Raw genomic sequence first — 17,289 nt, forward strand, 5'->3', positions numbered from 1 at the left:
GGCACGAGGCGCGAAGGCGAAGGGGAGCCAGGCATGGGGACCGAGGGCGCGCGGACCGACCGTTTGGGCTTGCTGCTCGACCAGTTCGACCACGCCAGGGAGATGGCCCAGGTGCGGCTGACGGGGCTCAGCGACGAGGAGTACCTGTGGGAGCCGGTGCCCGGTTGCTGGTCGATCCGGCGCCGGGGCGAGGCGGCGACGCCCAGGGCGTTCGGGCCGGGCGAGTGGGTGCTCGACTTGGGCGCCCCGGACATCCCGGCAAACGAGTACGCCGAGGTTGCCCGGCAGGCCGCCGGCGGCATGACCGTCGCCAAGATCGCCGATGACTGGAGCGTGAGTGTCGAGCGGGTCGAGCAGATCCTCACCCACACCGGTGCGCCGGAGCCCGACGCGACGCCGATCACGACCATCGCGTGGCGGCTGGCGCACCTGCACTTCCAATTCGCGGGCGGATGGGAGTGGACCTTCGGTGAACGGCGGCAGGATCCGAAGCTGATGGTCGACTTCGTCCCCTCCGCCGCCTTGACGCTGGAGCGGTTCTGGGCGGTGATCGACCGCTGGCGCGACAGCGTCGCCGCCGTCACCGACGAGCAGCTCGACACGGTCGGCTTCTCCCAGTACCCGTACAGCAACGACGCCGACCACCCCTTCATCACCGTGCTTTCGGGGGCCAACCTCGAACTCATCCACCACATGGCCGAGATCGCGTTGCTCCGCGACCTGTGGCGGGCCCGCTTCACCACTCCCGGGTAGGCCCCGGCGCGCCCGTACCCCGTCGCACCGCGTGCGCTCGACCTCGGTGCGAGGGACCATGGCCGCATGCTTCTCGTACGGGTCGCCGATGTGTCGCGCGACGTCGCCGCCACCTCCGCCCGCTCGCGGAAGATCGCCGCGCTCGCGGGGCTGTTCGCCGAGGCCGAGCCCGATGACGTCGGGCTCGTCATCTCCTACCTCGCCGGGCGCCTCCCGCAGGGCCGTATCGGCATCGGCTGGAGCGTGCTCAAGGAACCCGTACCTCCCGCCGAGGCCCCCAGCCTCACCGTCGCCGACACGGACGCCGCCCTGACCGGGCTCGCGAGCGTCGCGGGGCCCGGGTCCCAGGCCGAGCGCAAACGGCTCGTGCGGGAGCTGATGGCCGCCGCCACCGCCGCGGAGCAGGAGTTTCTGATGCGGCTGCTCATCGGCGAGGTCCGCCAGGGCGCGCTCGACGCAGTCGCGCTGGAGGCCGTCGCGAAGGCCGCCGACGCGCCCGCCGCCGATGTGCGCCGGGCCGTCATGCTCGACGGGTCGCTGCCCCGCGTCGCCCGCGCCCTGCTCGCCGACGGGCCGACCGCCCTGGCGCGGTTCCGGCTGCGCGTCGGTACCCCCGTCCTCCCGATGCTCGCTCACACGGCGAAGTCGGTCACCGAAGCCGTCCAGGCGCTGGAGACGGCCTGCGTCGTCGAGGAGAAGCTCGACGGCATCCGCGTCCAGGTGCATCGCGCCGGTGAGAACATCCGTGTGTACACCAGGTCCCTCGACGACATCACCGACCGGCTCCCCGAAGTCACCGCCGCAGCACGGGCCATGACCAGTGATCAGTTTATTCTGGACGGCGAGGTCATCGCCCTGGACGCGAGGAGCGGACGCCCCGTCTCCTTCCAGGACATCGCCTCCCGCGTCGGCTCGCGCGTCGATGTGGACGCCGCCCGGGCCACTCTCCCCCTCTCGCCCGTCTTCTTCGATGTGCTGGCCGCCGACGGGGAGCCGACCCTTGACCTCACCGGGGCCGAACGGCACACCGTCCTCGCCCGCCTCGTACAGGAGCCGATGCGTGTGCGTCGTACGGTCGTCGAGGACCCGGCGGACGCGGGGCAGATCACCGACGCAGAGGAGTTCTTCGCCGAGACTCTGCGCCGCGGCCACGAGGGCGTGCTCGTCAAAGCTCTCGACGCGCCCTACACGGCAGGCCGCCGCGGCCGCTCCTGGCTCAAGGTCAAGCCGGTCCACACGCTCGACCTCGTCGTCCTGGCCGTCGAGCGGGGCCATGGCAGGCGTACCGGACTCCTGTCCAACCTGCACCTCGGCGCACGCGCCGCCGACGGTACGTACGTCATGCTCGGCAAGACCTTCAAGGGCCTCACCGACGAGATGCTGCGCTGGCAGACGGAGCGGCTGGGCGAACTGGCAACCGGGGACGACGGGTTCACCGTCACCGTCCGTCCCGAACTCGTCGTCGAGATCGCGTACGACGGAGTCCAGCGTTCCTCCCGCTACCCGGCCGGCGTCGCGCTGCGCTTCGCGCGCGTACTGCGTCACCGCCCCGACAAGCCCGCCGAGCAGGCCGACACCATCGAACAGGTCCTGGATTCCCGCGCCTGAACCCCGGTCGGCTCAGCGCAGGCCCATCACCTTGTCGGCGAAGGCCGTGAGGTTGTCGACCGTGCGGGTGATCCGTTCGTCCAGGGTGAGTGTCTCCTCGTGCAGACCGCCGCGCAGCTTCGGCAGCTTCCGCCCGCGGATGTAGAGCGAGCAGGCGAGGTCTGCGCAGAGATACGTGCCCACGGTGTTGCCGTCCCGGCCCGCCGCGCCGGCCAGGGGAGCGGCGAAGAGGGTCACCCCGGACGAGGCGTGCCCGGTGAGGCAGACCTGGCACATGCTGGACTTCACGGCGCTGGTCCGTCCGGTGGAAGGCACCCGGAGGGTGATGCCGACCGGCCCGTCCTCGCGGGGAAGGACGATGTGCGCCCTCAGGGGAGCACCGGGATCGGTCCAGCCGAGGAAGTCGAGGTCGTCCCAGGGGAGTTCGGCGAAATCGGCGGGCAGCTTCATGCGCGTGGCCTCGCCCTTCGTACAGTTGACGAAGGATCCGCGTATCTGCTTTTCGGTCAGTGCTTCCACCGGTGGAAGGTACACAGAGCGCGTTCGGGCGGGCATCCCATTTATGGTGGCCGAAGCCGCCGCCGTTTCCTGAGCCGCTTCCTGAGCCGTTTTCAGAAGGGATCCTGGTCATGCCTACAGAGCCGCTGTCGCAGAAGGAGATCGAGGACCGCCTGCGGGAGCTCCCCGGCTGGTCCCAGGAGGGCGACCGCATCGCCCGCGCCTACCGCCTCTCCACGCATTTCGCGGCGACCGCGATGGTCGTGCACATCGCCCAGATCCAGGAGGCGCTGAACCACCACTCGGATCTGACGCTCGGCTACAACACCGTCGCCCTGTCGGTGAACAGTCACGACGCGGGCGGCGCGGTCACCGAGAAGGACTTCGAGCTGGCCCAGCGCGTGGAAGAGATCGCCGCGGGCCACGGCGCGGGCTGACGGGCGTGGCCGGACGCCCGGCCCGGCCTGTTGCGAGCATCCGTAAGCCCGAAGGCCGGCTCCTCGTGCGGGCCGTCGCCCTGTCGATGCCGGGCAGCGCCCAGGCGCAGGGCGAGCGCGCGCAACACTTCGAACGCCGGATCCACGCCATCGAACGCATCCGTGAGCGAGCCGCGGCCCGCGGCGAGAACCCCCCGCCCCTCGAACAGATCCTCGATCAGCTCATCGCACCGCTCTACCTACGAGCGATCTTCGGCATCGAACCACCGGCCACCGGCTACCCGGAACTCCTCGTGGACAGACTGCTCAGCAACGCGGGCGGGTCGGAAACGGCCTGAGCGAGCACACCTGAACCCCTGGCCCCCAGGCGCTCATGCCAGAGAGTCGCGTCGACGGCGACCGGCGCGCCGCCCCGCCAACGGGCCGGCCAGCGGGCGCAGGTGAAGGCCGAGCGGCTGCCGGTTCAGCACGCGGACCGGCTCCCCTGCTCACCGGTGCGGGCGTCAGCCGCCGGCCCGGAGTACCGCTGCCACCAGCGGTCCCGCCGACTTGCCTCCGCGCCCGCCCTGTTGCACCACCGCCGCTGCAGCCAGGTCGCCGCGCCACGCGGTGAACCAGCCGTTGGGCTTCTCCTGGCCGTCGACCTCGGCCGAGCCCGTCTTGCCTCCGATGTCCGGGCCCAGGCCCGCCATGGCCTCGGCGGCGGAGCCTGACGTCGCGGTGTAGCTCAGCAGTTCGTGCAGCTGCGTCTGCGCGGAAGCGTCCAGCTTGCGCTGGGCCGTCGCGAGCGACCGGTCGTCGACGTCGGGCGAGACCAGATACGGCTGCCGGAAGATGCCGGTCTTGGCCGTGGAGATGATGGACGCGACATTGAGCGGGTTCATCCGTACCCCGCCCTGCCCGATGAGCGATGACGCCATCTGTGCGTTGCTCTGCACCGGCACCGCGCCGTCGAAGCTCGACACCCCTGTCGACCAGTTGTTCAGGCCCAGCCCGAAGACCTGCTGGGCCTGCTTGGTCAGATCGTCGTCGTCGAGCTTCCCGGCCTGCGTGATGAAGGCGGTGTTGCAGGACGCCGCGAAGCTCGAACGGAACGTACCGTTCTTGATCTCGAAGTTCTCCACGTTCTGGAACTTCCAGCCGCCGTACGACGCGTACTTGGGGCACGGATGCTGCTTGTCGATCGACGCGAGGTTCTTCTCCAGCAGCATCGACGCAGTCACGATCTTCATCGTGGAGCCGGGTGCCAGGGACCCCTGGAGCGCCGTGTTGTAGCCATGGCTCGAATTGGCCGCCGCGAGGATCTCGCCCGTCGACGGCTTCATGACGACGACGGATGCCCGCTCGCGTTCGCCCACTTCGCGCTCGGCGACCGCCTGGGCGGTCGCGCTGAGCGTGGTCCGCAGCGTTCCGGGTATGCCCTTGGACATCGTCAGCAGCGTCTTGTTGGGGGGCTGGTCCTCGCTCTCCTCCGCCCCCTGCTCACTCTTCTTCGCGCTGTCCCCGCGGACCACCCGCAGTTCGACCCCTGCCTTACCCCCGGCCTTTCTGCCGTACTTCTCCCGCAGGCCGTCCAGGACGGTGCCGAGCGAGGGGTACTTCGCCGTGGTGAGCTCCGCGCCATTGCGGTCCAGTGCCCTGACCGGCGGGTCGGCCTCGCCCGTGACCAGCGTGTCGCCCTCTTTGAGGTCCGGGTGCACGACGGACGGCTGCCAGCGGACGAGCGGTTTGCCGTCCTCGGCCCGGACGACTGTGAGCTCGGAGTCGTAGGTGAGGGGCTTGCTCTTCCCCTTGTACGAGACCGTGGCGGAGACCCTGAACGTCACCTTCGGCCCGGACGCCTTACCGCGGGTCAGCGTCACCTCGTCGATGTGCGCGTCCTTGCGGTACCCGGACAGCGCGGCCCGTGCCGCCGCTGTCCGGTCCGTGAACGCTGCGGCCTTCGCGGCGTCGCCCCGCTGCCAGGCGGTGAGGAACCCGTCGGCCGTGGCCTGGACCTCCGCGGCCTTCACCGGGCCTGCTGCGAGTGTCCTCGCAGTGCGGTCGGCCGTGCTGTCCTCGCCCGCCGCGTCGCCGCTGTACATGCTGTACCCGGCGAACCCCGCACCGCCCACGACCACCGCGACCACCCCGCCGATCAGGGCGGGGTTCGTTCTGCTGCGCGCGGCGCGCCTTCTCTTGCCCACAAGTCCTCCGCTGTCCCCCGCTCCCCCGGGCTCCTCACCGGAGGCCCCACCATAGGGGTGGCGGGGCCAGGGTCAACCCCTCAGCCCCCCCCCGCAGGACCGCCACCAGGTCGGCTTCGCGCTTGCAGGCCGCACCATGGGTGGCTCGTGCCTGCACGGTCGTCGGTCCTCCAGGTGAGAGCAGCGTCATACCGACTTCGTCCTGATGCTGTTCATCGGCGAGCGCGGCCGAAGGTCGCATACGCGGACCTAGGGGGCGAAGCCCCCGGGGCCCTACCCCCACGCACCCCCGCCCGCCGCGTCCCGGGCGAAGGCCGCGAAGTCCTTCGGCTCGCGGCCCAGTACCCGCCGGACCCCGTCCGTCAGCGACGCGTTGTGGCCGTCGAGCAACATCGTGAACAGGTCCGACAGCCACTCCGACTCCGGTCCGGGGAAGCCGAACTGCTGCAGCATCTCGGCGTATTCCACCCCGGACACCGGGACGTACCGCACCTCGCGGCCCGACGCCCGGCCTATCTCCACCGCCACCTCGCCGAAGGTGAGCAGCCGCGGTCCCGTCAGCTCATGGACCTGTCCGGCGTGACCGTCCTCGGTGAGCGCCGCTACCACCACGTCCGCCAGGTCGTCGGCGTCTATGAAGGGCTCGGCGGTCTCGCCCGCGGGGAACGGGATCTCTCCGGTGAGGACCCCCTCGTACATCGCGCCCTCGCTGAAGTTCTGGGCGAAGAAGCTGGCTCGTACGACCGTCAGGTCCAGGCCCGATTCCCGCAGCGCCTCCTCCGCCACCACCGCGTCCGGCTCACCGCGGCCGGAGAGCAGCACCAGACGCCCGACTCCGCTCGCGGCCGCCACCCGGCCGAGGGCCCGCATCGCCTCGGGCGCGCCCGGGGCCGCGAGGTCCGGGAAGTATGCGACGTAGGCCGCGTCCGCGCCGCGCAGTGCGGGTCCCCAGGTCGACTCGTCCTCCCAGTCGAAGAGGACCGATCCCTTGCGCGATCCGGCCCGCACGTTCACGCCGCGCGCCGCGAGGCGCTCTGCCACCCGCCGGCCGGTCTTGCCCGTGGCCGCTGTCACCAACACCGTTTCCTGCTTCAGGTTCTCTGTCATGCCTCAAGGGTCGCGGCCACGGTCTGGACTCTCCATGCTCCCAAGACTCAATGCCATATGCGTCCGTCTACGCTGAGGACCATGGACGCTCTCGCCGGACTTCTGGACGGACCGCGCGCCAGGGGAGCCTTCCTCCTGCGGATGGTGATGGAGCCGCCGTGGTCCGTACGCATCGAGGACCGGGCCCCGCTGTCCCTGCTCTGCATGACCGCCGGCGAGGCCTGGATCATGCCCGACGACGGTGACCCGGTGCTGTTGCGTCCCGGCGATGTCGCGATCGCACGCGGCCCGGGACCGTACACCGCGGCGGACCAGGTCACCCGCGAGCCGACGGCGCTGATCGGTCCTGGCGGCACCTGCCACACCCTCCAGGGCGAACCGCTCGCGGAGTCCATGCACTTGGGCGTACGCAGCTGGGGCAACGACCCGCACGGCTCGGCCACCATGCTGGTCGGGACGTACCAGATGAAGGGCGAGGTCAGCGCGCGCCTGCTGGACGCGCTGCCCCAACTGCTCCATCTGCCCGCCGACATCTGGGACTGCCCGCTGATGCCGGTGCTCGACGACGAGATCACCCGGGACGAGCCGGGCCAGAGCGTGGTGCTCGACCGGATCCTGGATCTGGTGCTGATCGCCGTGGTGCGGGCCTGGTTCTCGCGTCCGGGCGCCGAGGCGCCCGCCTGGTATCTGGCCATGGGTGACCCGGTGGTGGGCCGGGCGCTGCGGCTGCTTCAGGACGACCCGGCGCACCCGTGGACGGTGGCTTCGCTGGCCGCGAAGTGCGGGGTCTCCAGGGCCGGGCTCGCCCGCCGCTTCAACGATCTGGTGGGGGAGCCGCCGATGGCGTACCTCACGGGGTGGCGGCTCGCGCTCGCAGCGGATCTGCTGCGCGACACCGACGCGACGGTCGAGGCGGTGGCCAGAAAGGTCGGCTACAGCGGCTCGTTCGCGCTGAGCGCCGCCTTCAAGCGGGTACGGGGCGTCAGCCCGCAGGAACACCGCACCGGCGCAGCTTTGCCGGAACGGCAACAAGATTCGCGCTGACGGCACCGCGGCGCGACGCTGGGGGCATGAGTCATCACCACGACAATCACGACACCACGCATATCGACTGGGACGAGATGAGCGGGCTGCTCGAACGCAACGCGCAGTTCCAGAGCCCCCTGTACGAGCAGGTGGGGGACTGGCTGGGTGAGTTGCTGCCGGCGGCCGGGGTCCGGCGGGTCCTGGACATCGGCAGCGGCCCGGGAGTGCTGACCCTGCTGCTGGCTCGGGCGTTCCCGTACGCGGAAGTGGTGGCCGTGGACGCCACCGAGCCGCTGCTCGAACGAGCCCGCGCCCGCGCCGAGCGCGCCGGGCTCGGGGACCGTGTCCGTACGCACCATGCCGAACTCCCCGACGGAATCGACGAGTTGGGCGAGGCGGATCTGATCTGGGCGGGCAACTCGCTGCACCACATCGGCGACCAGCGCGCCGCGCTCGGCGGTTTCGCCCGGCTGCTGCGCCCGGGCGGGCTCCTCGCGATCGCGGAGGGCGGACTGCCCACGCGTCAGCTGCCGCGCGACATCGGGATCGGCCGGCCGGGTCTGGAGAGCAGGCTCGAGGCAGCGCAGGGCGAGTGGTTCATCGAGATGCGGGCCGGGCTGCCCGGAGCGAAGGACGAGATCGAGGACTGGCGGGCGCTGATGGCTGCCGCGGGCCTCACACCCAGCGGGACGCGCTCGTTCCTGCTCGACATCCCCGCGCCGGTGCCCGACGCCGTACGCGAACATCTCGTCGGCGCCCTCGACTGGCAGCGCAAGATGCTGGACGGACGGCTGGCGGCGGACGATGTCGCGGTGCTCGACCGGCTGCTCGACCCCGAGGACCCGCAGGGCCTGCTCCACCGCCCGGACGCGTACCTGCTCACCGCGCGCACGGTGCACACCGCACGGCGGGACTGAGTCAGGAGCAGGGCTCCAGGCGCCACCACTGGCCGGGGCAGTCGGTGTCCTCCCACTGCCGCACGTTCGCGCCGTCCTCGGTGCTGCCGCCCTCGACCTCCAGCAGCAGACCGCTGATGAAGCTGACGACGGTGACGGTGCCCGGCGCGTCCAGGTGCTGCTCGACGATCCATTCCTGGGCGCCGAAGTTGTTGGCCTTCCACTGCTGGATGTTGGCGCCGTTCTCGGTGGAGGCGTTCGCGACGTCCAGCCGCTTTCCGCTGGCGGCGTTCACGAAGTGGTAGAGCCCGCTGCCACCCGGCACGGGATCGATCTGCCACTGCTGGGCCGGGGCTCCGCTGTCCTTGCCCTGCTGGACATTGGCACCGCTGCCCTTGGCTCCGCCGTACACCTCGAGGAGCAGCCCGCTGCCGATGTTGCGCACCAGATAGAGCCCTGGTGCCAATGCCCCGCTCAATGTTCGTACCTCTCGGTCGGCCTGTCGCGTTCGCGCTGACCGATCGTACGAGAGGGGTTGGGCGAAGCCCTCGCCGGACGCCTGACGGCGGCGAGGGCGACGCCTTCCGGTGAGGCCGTGCCGGCCTCAGTGCACGCGGACCTTGAGGGGCGGCGAAACGGTGCCGCCGCCGACGATCCGGAGCGTGTTGCGGCCCTTGAGGCCGAGGTAGACCCGCATCTTGTAGGTCGACCTCTGCGTGAGGTTCATGGAGGCGGGCAGGGTGACCCACTTGCCGCTCTGCTTCTGCTGCAGCGTGACCCGGGTACCCGGCGCCAGATGCCTGGCCTTGCCGTACACCCGGAACTCCTGCCACGCCCGGACGCCGTCGGTCGTGGCTCTCGCCGTCAGCGTGGGTCGTTCCTGGGCCGGTCTCGCGCTGTCACGGCCGGTGTCCGTCGCCGGTGGCGCGGGGGAGACAACGGCCATGGCCACTCCGACCGAACCGGCCAGCACGGCGGCCGTCGCGATTCCGGTCACCGACGCACGCTTGAAACGCTCCATGGGATCACTCCAGGGGAAGGGGGACTGCGGATCACCAACCCTAGGCATATGGGGCGTAAATATGAGGAATCGACGCGCTCGCCGCGAAACGGCCTTCGGCTGCGTTACGGGTCAGTCGCGTCCTCGCTCGACCGGTCGCCTCCCGGGCAGTGCGGCATACCTCGCGAATGCCTCCCGGCCGTCGGGAACGAAAGGCCACTGATCCAGTGCCTCCCGCAGCGCGGGTTCGGGCAGCCAGGCGTGCCACGCGATCTCCCGCGGGTCCGGCGTCAGGGCGTCCACCCGTTCGGACATGATGCCGGTCACCGGCCGCCGGAGACCCTCAAGACCGTGCCCGTCGTGTACGACGCGTCCGGCGACAGCAGCCAGGCGACCGCAGCGGCGATCTCCTCCGGTTCGCCGGGGCGGCCGAGCGGGATCGTGGTGGCCGCCTTGGCCGGGCGGTCGGGGTCGCCCATGGTCGCGTGCATGTCGGTGTTGATGACGCCGGGTGCGACCGCGTTGACCCGGATACCGTCCGGGCCGAGTTCCTTGGCCAGGCCGACTGTCAGGGCGTCGGTGGCCGCCTTCGTCGCGGCGTAGTGGACGTACTCGCCGGGACTGCCCAGCGTTGCCGCCGCGGAGGAGATGTTGACGATGGCGCCGGAGCCGAGCGCGGCCATGTCGCGGGCGGCCCGCCGGCAGCACAGCAGGTAGCCCAGGAGGTTCACCTCGACCACCCGGCGCAGGTCCGAGGTACGGGTGTCGGTGAGTCTGCCGAGCGGCCCGGTCACTCCGGCGTTGTTGACCAGGCCGGTCACCGGGCCGAGTTCGCGTGCGGCGGTGTCGAACAGCCGCTCCACGTCGGCCTCTTCCGACACGTCCGCCCGCACCGTGACGCAGCGGGCGCCCGCCGCACGTACAGCGGCTGCGACCTCGTCCGCCGCCGCGCTGTCGCTGACGTACGCCAGGGTGAGGTCGTGGCCGTCGGCAGCCAGCCGGGCGCATGTCGCTGCGCCGATGCCCCGGCTGCCGCCTGTGACGATGGTGACCGGACGTGACACGTGCTGCCTCCTGACCGTGCCCCTGGCTGCTGAACAGCAGCCAGGGGCACGCCCTTTGCGTCGATCAGGGACGTCAGTTCCAGTCGAAGCCGTCCGGGTCGGGGCCCAGTCGCTTGCCCTCGTCCAGGGCGGCCATCGCCAGCATGTCCTCGTCGTCCAGCTCGAAGCCGAACACATCGAAGTTCTCGGCGATACGGGACGGAGTAACCGACTTGGGAATGACCACGTTCCCCGTCTGCAGGTGCCAGCGCAACACTACCTGGGCGGGCGTCCTGCCGTGCTTCTGCGCGATCGCGACAACCGTGGGGACCTCCAGAAGGCCCTTGCCCTGTCCCAGCGGGGACCAGGCCTCGGTGCGGATGCCGTGCTCGGCGTGGAAGGCGCGCAGCTCCGCCTGCTGGAGCTGCGGGTGCAGCTCGACCTGGTTGACGGCCGGTACGACGCCGGACTCCTCGATGACGCGACTGAGCTGCGGCACCTTGAAGTTGGAGACGCCGACCGCCTTCGCGCGGCCGCTCTGCTCGATCTCGGTGAATGTCTTCCAGATCGTGAGGTAGTCCTCGCGCATCGCGCGCGGCCAGTGGATCAGGTAGAGGTCGACATGGTCGAGGCCCAGCTTCTTCAGCGAGGCGTCGAATTCGCGCAGGACGGCGTCACGCGTCCACGTCACGGACGAGCCGTTCCACAGCTTCGTCGTGATGAAGAGTTCCTCGCGGGCGATTCCGGAGGCGGCCACGGCACGTCCGGTGCCCTCTTCGTTCTCGTAGATGGCCGCGGTGTCGATGCTGCGGTAGCCGGCTTCCAGAGCCGTGCCAACCGCCTTCGCCGCCTCGTCGTCAGGCACCTGCCAGACACCGAAGCCGAGCTGCGGCATCGCGACGCCATTGTTGAGGGTGAGGGAGGGGACCTTGCTCACGAGCGGTCGATCCTTACGTCGTCGGTTGGTACGCCCATCGTCAACGATCACCTTCGCAGACGCATTCCCGACGCCGAAGTTGGCCTGATACAGCTCCGACCTTATCGGTCCGGACCATTGACCACGTCTCCTCAAGACGCAACTCTATGGCACATAGCTGAACGCCGGACACTCATGTGAACGGAAGTTTCAGTCCTGCTCCACCATGCGTCACCGGGCAATCACTCCTGAATCACTCCTGACCCCCACATCTCAGGAAGGCAGGTACGGCTCATGCAGGACAGCAAGGAAACATCGGAGGAGACGGCCACCTGGCAGACCCCCGAGTACATGGTCGTCGAGACCGCACTCGAAGTCACCGCCTACGCCCTCACCGACCGGTAGACCCCGCCGCCATGCTGCTGCAGGTGCTCGGCACCGCGGCGGGCGGCGGACTGCCCCAGTGGAACTGTGCGTGTCCCGGCTGCGCCGGGGCACGCACACACCCGCACCGGCGCCGCCGTCACGCCTCACTCGCCCTGCGCGCGGACGAGAGCCGCTGGTTTCTCGTCAACGCCACCCCCGACATCGGTGATCAGATCGAGGACTGCCACGCGCTGCGGGCCGGGCCGGGCCGGCGCGAGTCCCCCGTGGCCGGAGTGATCCTCACCGACGCCGAACTCGACCACACGCTCGGGATCGCCCGGCTGCGCGAGGCCGACGGCTTCGACATCCTCGCCACCCGGCCGGTACGGGACGCACTGCTCGGACGATTAAGACTCGGCGAAGTGCTCGCCCCCTACACCCGCATCGAGTGGCGGGAGTTGAGCCACGTAGCGGAACCGCTGACCAAGAGCGGCACCGTGGAGATGGCTGCCGTACCCCTCTCGGCCAAACGGCCGCGCTACGCCGCAGGCACCGGAGAGGACGAGCGCACCTGGGTCGTCGCGCTCCGGCTGCGCGAGACCACGACCGGCCGCAGCCTGCTCTACGCACCGGCCCTCGCCCACTGGAGCGACGAGTTCCAGCATGCCGTCGAGGAAGCCGACTGCGTCATCCTCGACGGCACCTTCTGGGACGACAACGAGCCGGTACGCACCGGAGTTTCCGCCGGGACCGCGACCGGAATGGGCCATCTGCCCATCGCCGGGCCGAACGGCACCGCCCGCCGCCTCAGCGGGCTGCGCGCCCGCTGTCTCTACACGCACCTCAACAACACCAACCCCCTCGCGGACCCGGACGCCCCGCAGCATGCGCTGCTCGGCGACTGGGGACTCGAGGTCGCCGCCGACCGAATGGTGATCGAGCTGTGAGCACAGTCGCTCCGCCCGCAACGGGCGCCGGTGAGCTGTGGAGCCCCGAGGAGTTCACGGCGCGGCTGCGCGCCGTGCCCGCCGAGCGCTACCACGACCGCCACCCCTTCAACCTGCGCATGCACGAAGGCGCCCTGCGCCCCGACGAGTTGCGCCGCTGGATCCTCAACCGCTTCCACTACCAGCGCCACATCCCCGTCAAGGACGCGCTGATCCTCGCCAAGTTCGACGACTCCTCGCTGCGCCGCTCCTGGCTGCGCCGGATCCAGGACCACGACGGACGGGTGGAGGGCGAGGGCGGCATCGAGCGCTGGCTGCGGCTCGGCGAAGCCGCCGGGATCGACCGGGAGCGGCTGCTGTCGGGCGCGGAAGTACTCCCGGGCGTACGGCTCGCGGTCGACGGATACGTCAACTTCTGCCGGCTGCGCTCCCCGCTCGAAGCCGTCGCCGCCTCCCTCACCGAACTCGCCGCGCCGACCATCATGCGCACCCGTATCGACGCTTTCGAACGCCACTACCGCTGGATCGAGGCCGACGGACTCGTCTACTTCCAGAGCCGCATCGGACAGGGCGCCCGGGACAGCGAAGAAGCCCTCGCCCTGGTCCTTGCCTGGGCGGCGACCCGGCGGGAGCAGGAGGCGGCCGTGGCAGCCCTCCGCTTCAAGTGCGATGTGCTCTGGTCGCTGCTCGACGCAGTGGACGGCGCGGGGGAGCGGCCATGACCGATACCTCGACAAGCGACACCTGGAAACCCGTGCTCTCGCGGTCGGTGGTGTTCCGGCACGACCGGGTGCGCGGCGCCGATCTGCTCGTACTTCCCGAGCGGGTGGTCGTGCTCCAGGGCAACGCCGGATCCATCGTGCGGCTCTGCGACGGCGTGCGTGACGTCGGCGCGATCGTGGCCGAGCTCGCCGAGCAGCATCCGGGTGCGCCCGTGGCCGAGGAAGTCCCGGAGTTTCTGGGGCGGTTGCGCAAGGAGGGCTGGCTCAAGTGACATCCGTCGACCCGCCCTGGGCGCTACTCGCCGAGCTCAGCCACGGCTGTCCGCTGCACTGCGCCTATTGCTCCAACCCCGTCGAACTGGTCGGTCGGTCAGATGAGTTGACCACCGCTCAGTGGGCCGAGGTGTTCCGGCAGGCCGCCGACCTGGGCGTCGTACAGTCCCATCTCTCCGGCGGAGAGCCGCTGCTGCGGCGGGATCTGCCCGAGATCGTGGCCGCGGCGGACGGCGCCGGAATCCATACGCAGCTGGTCACCAGCGGGGTCGGCCTGCACGAGAAGCGACTGGCTATGCTGATAGACGCCGGGCTGCGCAGCGTCCAGCTCTCCGTCCAGCACGCCGACCGGGCCGCCTCCGAACTCATCGCCGGAGCCCGCTCCTTCGCGGCCAAGGAGCGCGCCGCACGGCTGGTACGCGAGGCGGATCTGCCCCTCGGCCTCAATGTCGTACTCCACCGCGCCAATCTCGACGCGCTCGACGACCTCGTCGAACTCGCCCTGGACTGGGGCGCGGAGCGGATCGAACTCGCCAACGCCCAGTTCTACGGCTGGGCCCTGCGCAACCGGGACGCCCTGCTGCCAGGCCGTGAGCAGATCGCCGCCGCGCGCGCCGCGGTCGAACGATGGCGGAACCGGCTGGCGGGCCGGCTGGACCTCGTCTGGGTCGTGCCCGACTACGTCGACGGCATCGCCAAGCCCTGCATGGGCGGCTGGGGCGCTCTTTCGCTCACCGTGGCACCCGACGGCACGGTCCACCCCTGCCCGGCGGCCGCGTCCCTGCCCGGCCTGGACGTCCCCAGCGTCAAGGACCACTCCCTGGAGTGGATCTGGCACGAGTCGAGGACCTTCAACCTCTACCGCGGCGAGGAGTGGATGCAGGACCCGTGCCGCAGCTGCGAGCTGCGCACCAAGGACTTCGGCGGCTGCCGCTGCCAGGCGTACGCCCTGACCGGCGACGCCACCCGCACCGATCCGGCCTGCCGTCTCTCGCCGGAACACGCGTTCGTACGCGATCTCGTCGACCGCCCGCGCCTCCCCGTGCCGGTGGCCGCACCCGCGTACGCCTACCGCAAGGAAGGATCATGAAGCGATCAACTCCCCTGCTGCTGGCGGCCGCTCTCGCGGGCAGCACCCTGTCCGCCGTGCCCGCGAGCGCGGACCCCGCGATCTCGGCCGCGGCCGTTCGGTACGAGGCCGAGAGCGCCCTCATCCACCAGGGCGCCGTGGAGGCCAACCACGCCGGATTCACCGGAACCGGATTCGTCAACTACGACAACGCGGCCGGAAGTCATGTCGAGTTCACGGTGGACTCCGCCGAGACGACGAACACCATCCTGGCCCTGAGATTCGCCAACGGCACGACGGCGAACCGCCCGCTCGACATCACCGTCAACGGCCGACTGGTCGCCGACGACCTGGCCTTGGGCCCCACCGGCAGCTGGAGCGGCTGGCAGACCAAGAACGTCACCGCGGAGCTCAAGGCGGGGACCAACGCCGTACGGGCCACCTCCGCCGGCGCGGCCGGCGGCCCCAATCTCGACTCGCTCACCGTCGGCGAAGACGCCTCCACCGCCGACTGGTCGATCGCCATGATCGAGTCCACGATGGCCCGCTACTCCCCGAGCGCCATCGGCGGCTGGTCCTACCCCGTGGGGCTGTATCTCTACGGCCAGTACCTCGTCTATCAGCGCACCCACGACGCCCGCTACCTCAGCTACATCAAAAGCTATGTCGACCGCTTCGTCGACAGCGGAGGAAACATCGGGCAGAACTTCAATAATCTCGACAGCATGCAGGCGGGACGGCTGCTGAACATCCTCCACCACGAGACGGGCCAGGCGCGCTACCAGAAAGCCGCCAAGAAGATCCGGGATCGGCTCACCACCTATCCGCGTACCTCCGACGGCGGATTCTGGCATTCGACTTCGGATTCCCGGCGCAGCCAGCTGTGGGCCGACGGCGTCTACATGGTGAACCCCTTCCTCGTCGAGTACGGAAAGGAATTCGGCGACTCGGCGTACACCAGTAATGAGGCGACCTCGCAACTCGCCGTCTACGGCAGCCACTTGCAGGTGGCGAACGGACTGCTCAGGCACGCCTGGGACGAGTCGCGCGACGCGAGCTGGTCCGATCCGGGGACCGGACTCGCACCCGAGCACTGGTGCCGCGCCATCGGCTGGTACGCGATGGCGATCGTCAACGTCCTGGACGCCGTCCCGGCCGGCCATCCCCGCCGGGCCCAGCTGCTGACCGTGCTGCGAAAGCTCGCCGCGGGCATCGAGACATACCAGGACCAGGCCACCGGCCGCTGGTTCCAGGTCGTCGACAAGGGCGCGCACGGCGACAACTGGACCGAGACCTCCTGCTCCAGCATGTTCACCTTCGCCCTTTCCCGCTCGGCACAGCAGGGATATGTCGACGCGCACTACGCACAGGTGGCGCAGCGCGGATATCAGGGCGTGCTGGAAAAGATCTCGACCGGCGGCGACGGTCTCACCCATCTCACCGACATCTCCATCGGGACAAATGTCGGGAACTACAGCTACTACATCAACCGCGACCGGAAGACCAATGACTTCCACGGTCTCGGTGCCTTTCTCATCATGAACGAACAACTCCGGGCCAGGTGACAACAAATGACCCCCACCAGAAGGACCGTTCTGGGCGCCGCGCTGGGCGGTGCCGTCGCGGCGGGCATGCCCGCCGCGACGGCGAGCGCCGCATCGTGGCAGCTGCGCTGGTCGCCGTCGGCGAGCAGCGACAAGCTCAAGGCCTTCGAGACGATCGAGGACGACCGGGCGGACTCCCACCCGGCCGGGGCGCCGCACATCTCCGCCGAGGGCGACAACTTCCGGTTCACCATGCACACGGTGGACCGGGACACCATGAAGGACCGGCAGCGCCACGAGGTCACCGGCTGCCGCAACGGCAGCTCCTTCCTCCAGTGGAAGTCCGGCCAGACCTGGCGCGTCACGTACTCGATGTACATCCCCAGCACGCTGAAGGCGACCACCAGCTTCACGCACATCATGCAGATGAAGCAGCCCGGCACCGGCTCGTCGCCGATCGTCGTGCAGTCGCTGCGCCGCGTCGACGGCGTACAGACCATCGAGCTCAAGGTCATCGAGGGGGATGTCCTCGTCGGCCGTACGAACCTGGAGCCGCTGCACAACAAGTGGACCGACGTCGACTTCCAGATCAAGATCGGCAACGGTACGTCGGGCTCGGTCCGCTGGATCCTCAAGAGCGGCGGAACCACGGTGATCGACAAGTCCAAGTCGGGCGTCGACACCTTTCTCGCGGACCGGGTGCGCCCCAAGTGGGGCATCTACCGCTCCCTGGGCGACAGTTCGGGCTCGCTGCAGAACTGCCACCTGCTCCTCACCAATATGCGCTGCTACCAGCTCGTCTGAGGAGGACGACCATGAAGTGCTTACGGAGAACCGCCGCCACCGCCTTACTGGGCTTCGCGCTCGCGCTGGGCATCGCCCAGCCTCCGGCGGGGGC

21 protein-coding genes are annotated in these 17,289 nt (G+C 69.9%); 13 read left to right on the forward strand and 8 right to left on the reverse strand.

What is annotated here, in order from left to right:
- Positions 1 to 33 precede the first annotated feature (33 nt).
- Positions 34 to 753: a DinB family protein gene (locus OOK40_RS19180; RefSeq protein ID WP_266483087.1), complete on the forward strand. Its 720-nt coding sequence runs from the start codon at positions 34 to 36 to the stop codon at positions 751 to 753.
- A gap of 66 nt (positions 754 to 819) precedes the next feature.
- The gene (locus OOK40_RS19185) at positions 820 to 2,361 is read left to right on the forward strand and encodes an ATP-dependent DNA ligase (RefSeq protein WP_266483089.1); all 1,542 of its coding nucleotides are present in this window, start codon (positions 820 to 822) and stop codon (positions 2,359 to 2,361) included.
- 12 nt (positions 2,362 to 2,373) lie between these two features.
- Here OOK40_RS19185 and OOK40_RS19190 read toward each other — a convergent pair whose 3' ends face one another.
- A complete protein-coding gene (locus OOK40_RS19190) occupies positions 2,374 to 2,880 on the reverse strand; it encodes an FBP domain-containing protein (protein ID WP_266483091.1) in 507 nt (168 codons plus the stop codon).
- Between the two features lie 110 nt (positions 2,881 to 2,990).
- Between OOK40_RS19190 and OOK40_RS19195 the strand changes: the two genes are divergently transcribed.
- Positions 2,991 to 3,296 carry a 4a-hydroxytetrahydrobiopterin dehydratase gene (locus OOK40_RS19195; protein WP_266483092.1) on the forward strand — a complete coding sequence of 102 codons (306 nt, stop codon included), beginning with the start codon at positions 2,991 to 2,993 and terminating at the stop codon, positions 3,294 to 3,296.
- A gap of 5 nt (positions 3,297 to 3,301) precedes the next feature.
- Positions 3,302 to 3,634, forward strand: coding sequence for a TetR-like C-terminal domain-containing protein (locus tag OOK40_RS19200; protein WP_266483094.1), 333 nt, complete (start codon positions 3,302 to 3,304; stop codon positions 3,632 to 3,634).
- A gap of 165 nt (positions 3,635 to 3,799) precedes the next feature.
- Here OOK40_RS19200 and OOK40_RS19205 read toward each other — a convergent pair whose 3' ends face one another.
- Positions 3,800 to 5,482, reverse strand: a complete 1,683-nt coding sequence (locus tag OOK40_RS19205; RefSeq protein WP_266483096.1) for a penicillin-binding transpeptidase domain-containing protein — start codon at positions 5,480 to 5,482, stop codon at positions 3,800 to 3,802.
- Between the two features lie 273 nt (positions 5,483 to 5,755).
- The gene (locus OOK40_RS19210) at positions 5,756 to 6,589 is read right to left on the reverse strand and encodes an NAD(P)H-binding protein (protein WP_266483098.1); all 834 of its coding nucleotides are present in this window, start codon (positions 6,587 to 6,589) and stop codon (positions 5,756 to 5,758) included.
- Between the two features lie 81 nt (positions 6,590 to 6,670).
- On the opposite strand from OOK40_RS19210, the gene OOK40_RS19215 reads away from it, so the two are divergent.
- Together OOK40_RS19215 and OOK40_RS19220 are read left to right on the forward strand one after the other, a co-directional pair.
- Positions 6,671 to 7,633, forward strand: a complete 963-nt coding sequence (locus OOK40_RS19215; RefSeq protein ID WP_266483100.1) for an AraC family transcriptional regulator — start codon at positions 6,671 to 6,673, stop codon at positions 7,631 to 7,633.
- 26 nt (positions 7,634 to 7,659) lie between these two features.
- On the forward strand, positions 7,660 to 8,532 hold the full coding sequence (locus OOK40_RS19220) for a trans-aconitate 2-methyltransferase (protein ID WP_266483101.1): 873 nt from the start codon (positions 7,660 to 7,662) through the stop codon (positions 8,530 to 8,532).
- A gap of 1 nt (position 8,533) precedes the next feature.
- Here OOK40_RS19220 and OOK40_RS19225 read toward each other — a convergent pair whose 3' ends face one another.
- From OOK40_RS19225 to OOK40_RS19245, 5 genes are all read right to left on the reverse strand, one after another.
- The gene (locus OOK40_RS19225) at positions 8,534 to 8,989 is read right to left on the reverse strand and encodes an RICIN domain-containing protein (protein ID WP_266483102.1); all 456 of its coding nucleotides are present in this window, start codon (positions 8,987 to 8,989) and stop codon (positions 8,534 to 8,536) included.
- Positions 8,990 to 9,115: 126 nt separating this feature from the next.
- Positions 9,116 to 9,532, reverse strand: a complete 417-nt coding sequence (locus OOK40_RS19230; RefSeq protein WP_266483103.1) for a hypothetical protein — start codon at positions 9,530 to 9,532, stop codon at positions 9,116 to 9,118.
- A 111-nt stretch (positions 9,533 to 9,643) separates the two neighbouring features.
- Positions 9,644 to 9,826 (reverse strand): hypothetical protein, encoded by a 183-nt coding sequence (locus OOK40_RS19235; RefSeq protein ID WP_266483104.1) that lies wholly within the window; start codon positions 9,824 to 9,826, stop codon positions 9,644 to 9,646.
- A gap of 8 nt (positions 9,827 to 9,834) precedes the next feature.
- A complete protein-coding gene (locus OOK40_RS19240) occupies positions 9,835 to 10,575 on the reverse strand; it encodes an SDR family NAD(P)-dependent oxidoreductase (protein ID WP_266483105.1) in 741 nt (246 codons plus the stop codon).
- 73 nt (positions 10,576 to 10,648) lie between these two features.
- The gene (locus OOK40_RS19245; RefSeq protein ID WP_266483106.1) at positions 10,649 to 11,491 is read right to left on the reverse strand and encodes an aldo/keto reductase; all 843 of its coding nucleotides are present in this window, start codon (positions 11,489 to 11,491) and stop codon (positions 10,649 to 10,651) included.
- Between the two features lie 273 nt (positions 11,492 to 11,764).
- On the opposite strand from OOK40_RS19245, the gene pqqA reads away from it, so the two are divergent.
- The 7 genes from pqqA (at position 11,765) to OOK40_RS19280 (ending at position 17,195) form a co-directional block, all read left to right on the forward strand.
- Positions 11,765 to 11,875, forward strand: a complete 111-nt coding sequence (gene pqqA, locus OOK40_RS19250) for a pyrroloquinoline quinone precursor peptide PqqA (protein ID WP_266483108.1) — start codon at positions 11,765 to 11,767, stop codon at positions 11,873 to 11,875.
- 11 nt (positions 11,876 to 11,886) lie between these two features.
- On the forward strand, positions 11,887 to 12,783 hold the full coding sequence (pqqB, locus tag OOK40_RS19255; RefSeq protein ID WP_266483115.1) for a pyrroloquinoline quinone biosynthesis protein PqqB: 897 nt from the start codon (positions 11,887 to 11,889) through the stop codon (positions 12,781 to 12,783).
- Entirely contained in the window at positions 12,780 to 13,505 is a 726-nt protein-coding gene (gene pqqC, locus OOK40_RS19260; protein WP_266483118.1) for a pyrroloquinoline-quinone synthase PqqC, read from the forward strand. The genes pqqB and pqqC overlap by 4 nt, the downstream gene beginning before the upstream one ends.
- Positions 13,502 to 13,777 carry a pyrroloquinoline quinone biosynthesis peptide chaperone PqqD gene (pqqD, locus tag OOK40_RS19265; RefSeq protein ID WP_266483122.1) on the forward strand — a complete coding sequence of 92 codons (276 nt, stop codon included), beginning with the start codon at positions 13,502 to 13,504 and terminating at the stop codon, positions 13,775 to 13,777. The genes pqqC and pqqD overlap by 4 nt, the downstream gene beginning before the upstream one ends.
- Positions 13,774 to 14,868, forward strand: a complete 1,095-nt coding sequence (pqqE, locus tag OOK40_RS19270; RefSeq protein ID WP_266483125.1) for a pyrroloquinoline quinone biosynthesis protein PqqE — start codon at positions 13,774 to 13,776, stop codon at positions 14,866 to 14,868. Before pqqD ends, pqqE begins: the two co-directional genes overlap by 4 nt.
- A gap of 314 nt (positions 14,869 to 15,182) precedes the next feature.
- Positions 15,183 to 16,412 carry a glycoside hydrolase family 88 protein gene (locus tag OOK40_RS19275; RefSeq protein WP_266484431.1) on the forward strand — a complete coding sequence of 410 codons (1,230 nt, stop codon included), beginning with the start codon at positions 15,183 to 15,185 and terminating at the stop codon, positions 16,410 to 16,412.
- 6 nt (positions 16,413 to 16,418) lie between these two features.
- Complete coding sequence (locus OOK40_RS19280) at positions 16,419 to 17,195, forward strand: heparin lyase I family protein (RefSeq protein WP_266483128.1); 777 nt, start codon at positions 16,419 to 16,421, stop codon at positions 17,193 to 17,195.
- Positions 17,196 to 17,289: the final 94 nt, after the last annotated feature.

It is taken from the genome of Streptomyces sp. NBC_01481, from assembly GCF_026339995.1.
In the GTDB taxonomy this organism is placed as follows: Bacteria; Actinomycetota; Actinomycetes; order Streptomycetales; family Streptomycetaceae; genus Streptomyces.

What these genes read in the sequence shown, in the direction of transcription:
- pqqB (WP_266483115.1), top strand. Translation starts at nt 11,887, where the DNA reads ATGCTGCTGCAGGTGCTCGGCACCGCGGCGGGCGGCGGACTGCCCCAG.
- OOK40_RS19195 (WP_266483092.1), top strand. Translation starts at nt 2,991, where the DNA reads ATGCCTACAGAGCCGCTGTCGCAGAAGGAGATCGAGGACCGCCTGCGG.
- OOK40_RS19230 (WP_266483103.1), bottom strand. Translation starts at nt 9,532, where the DNA reads ATGGAGCGTTTCAAGCGTGCGTCGGTGACCGGAATCGCGACGGCCGCC.
- OOK40_RS19215 (WP_266483100.1), top strand. Translation starts at nt 6,671, where the DNA reads ATGGACGCTCTCGCCGGACTTCTGGACGGACCGCGCGCCAGGGGAGCC.
- OOK40_RS19185 (WP_266483089.1), top strand. Translation starts at nt 820, where the DNA reads ATGCTTCTCGTACGGGTCGCCGATGTGTCGCGCGACGTCGCCGCCACC.
- OOK40_RS19210 (WP_266483098.1), bottom strand. Translation starts at nt 6,589, where the DNA reads ATGACAGAGAACCTGAAGCAGGAAACGGTGTTGGTGACAGCGGCCACG.
- pqqA (WP_266483108.1), top strand. Translation starts at nt 11,765, where the DNA reads ATGCAGGACAGCAAGGAAACATCGGAGGAGACGGCCACCTGGCAGACC.
- OOK40_RS19235 (WP_266483104.1), bottom strand. Translation starts at nt 9,826, where the DNA reads ATGTCCGAACGGGTGGACGCCCTGACGCCGGACCCGCGGGAGATCGCG.
- pqqD (WP_266483122.1), top strand. Translation starts at nt 13,502, where the DNA reads ATGACCGATACCTCGACAAGCGACACCTGGAAACCCGTGCTCTCGCGG.
- OOK40_RS19180 (WP_266483087.1), top strand. Translation starts at nt 34, where the DNA reads ATGGGGACCGAGGGCGCGCGGACCGACCGTTTGGGCTTGCTGCTCGAC.
- OOK40_RS19220 (WP_266483101.1), top strand. Translation starts at nt 7,660, where the DNA reads ATGAGTCATCACCACGACAATCACGACACCACGCATATCGACTGGGAC.
- OOK40_RS19280 (WP_266483128.1), top strand. Translation starts at nt 16,419, where the DNA reads ATGACCCCCACCAGAAGGACCGTTCTGGGCGCCGCGCTGGGCGGTGCC.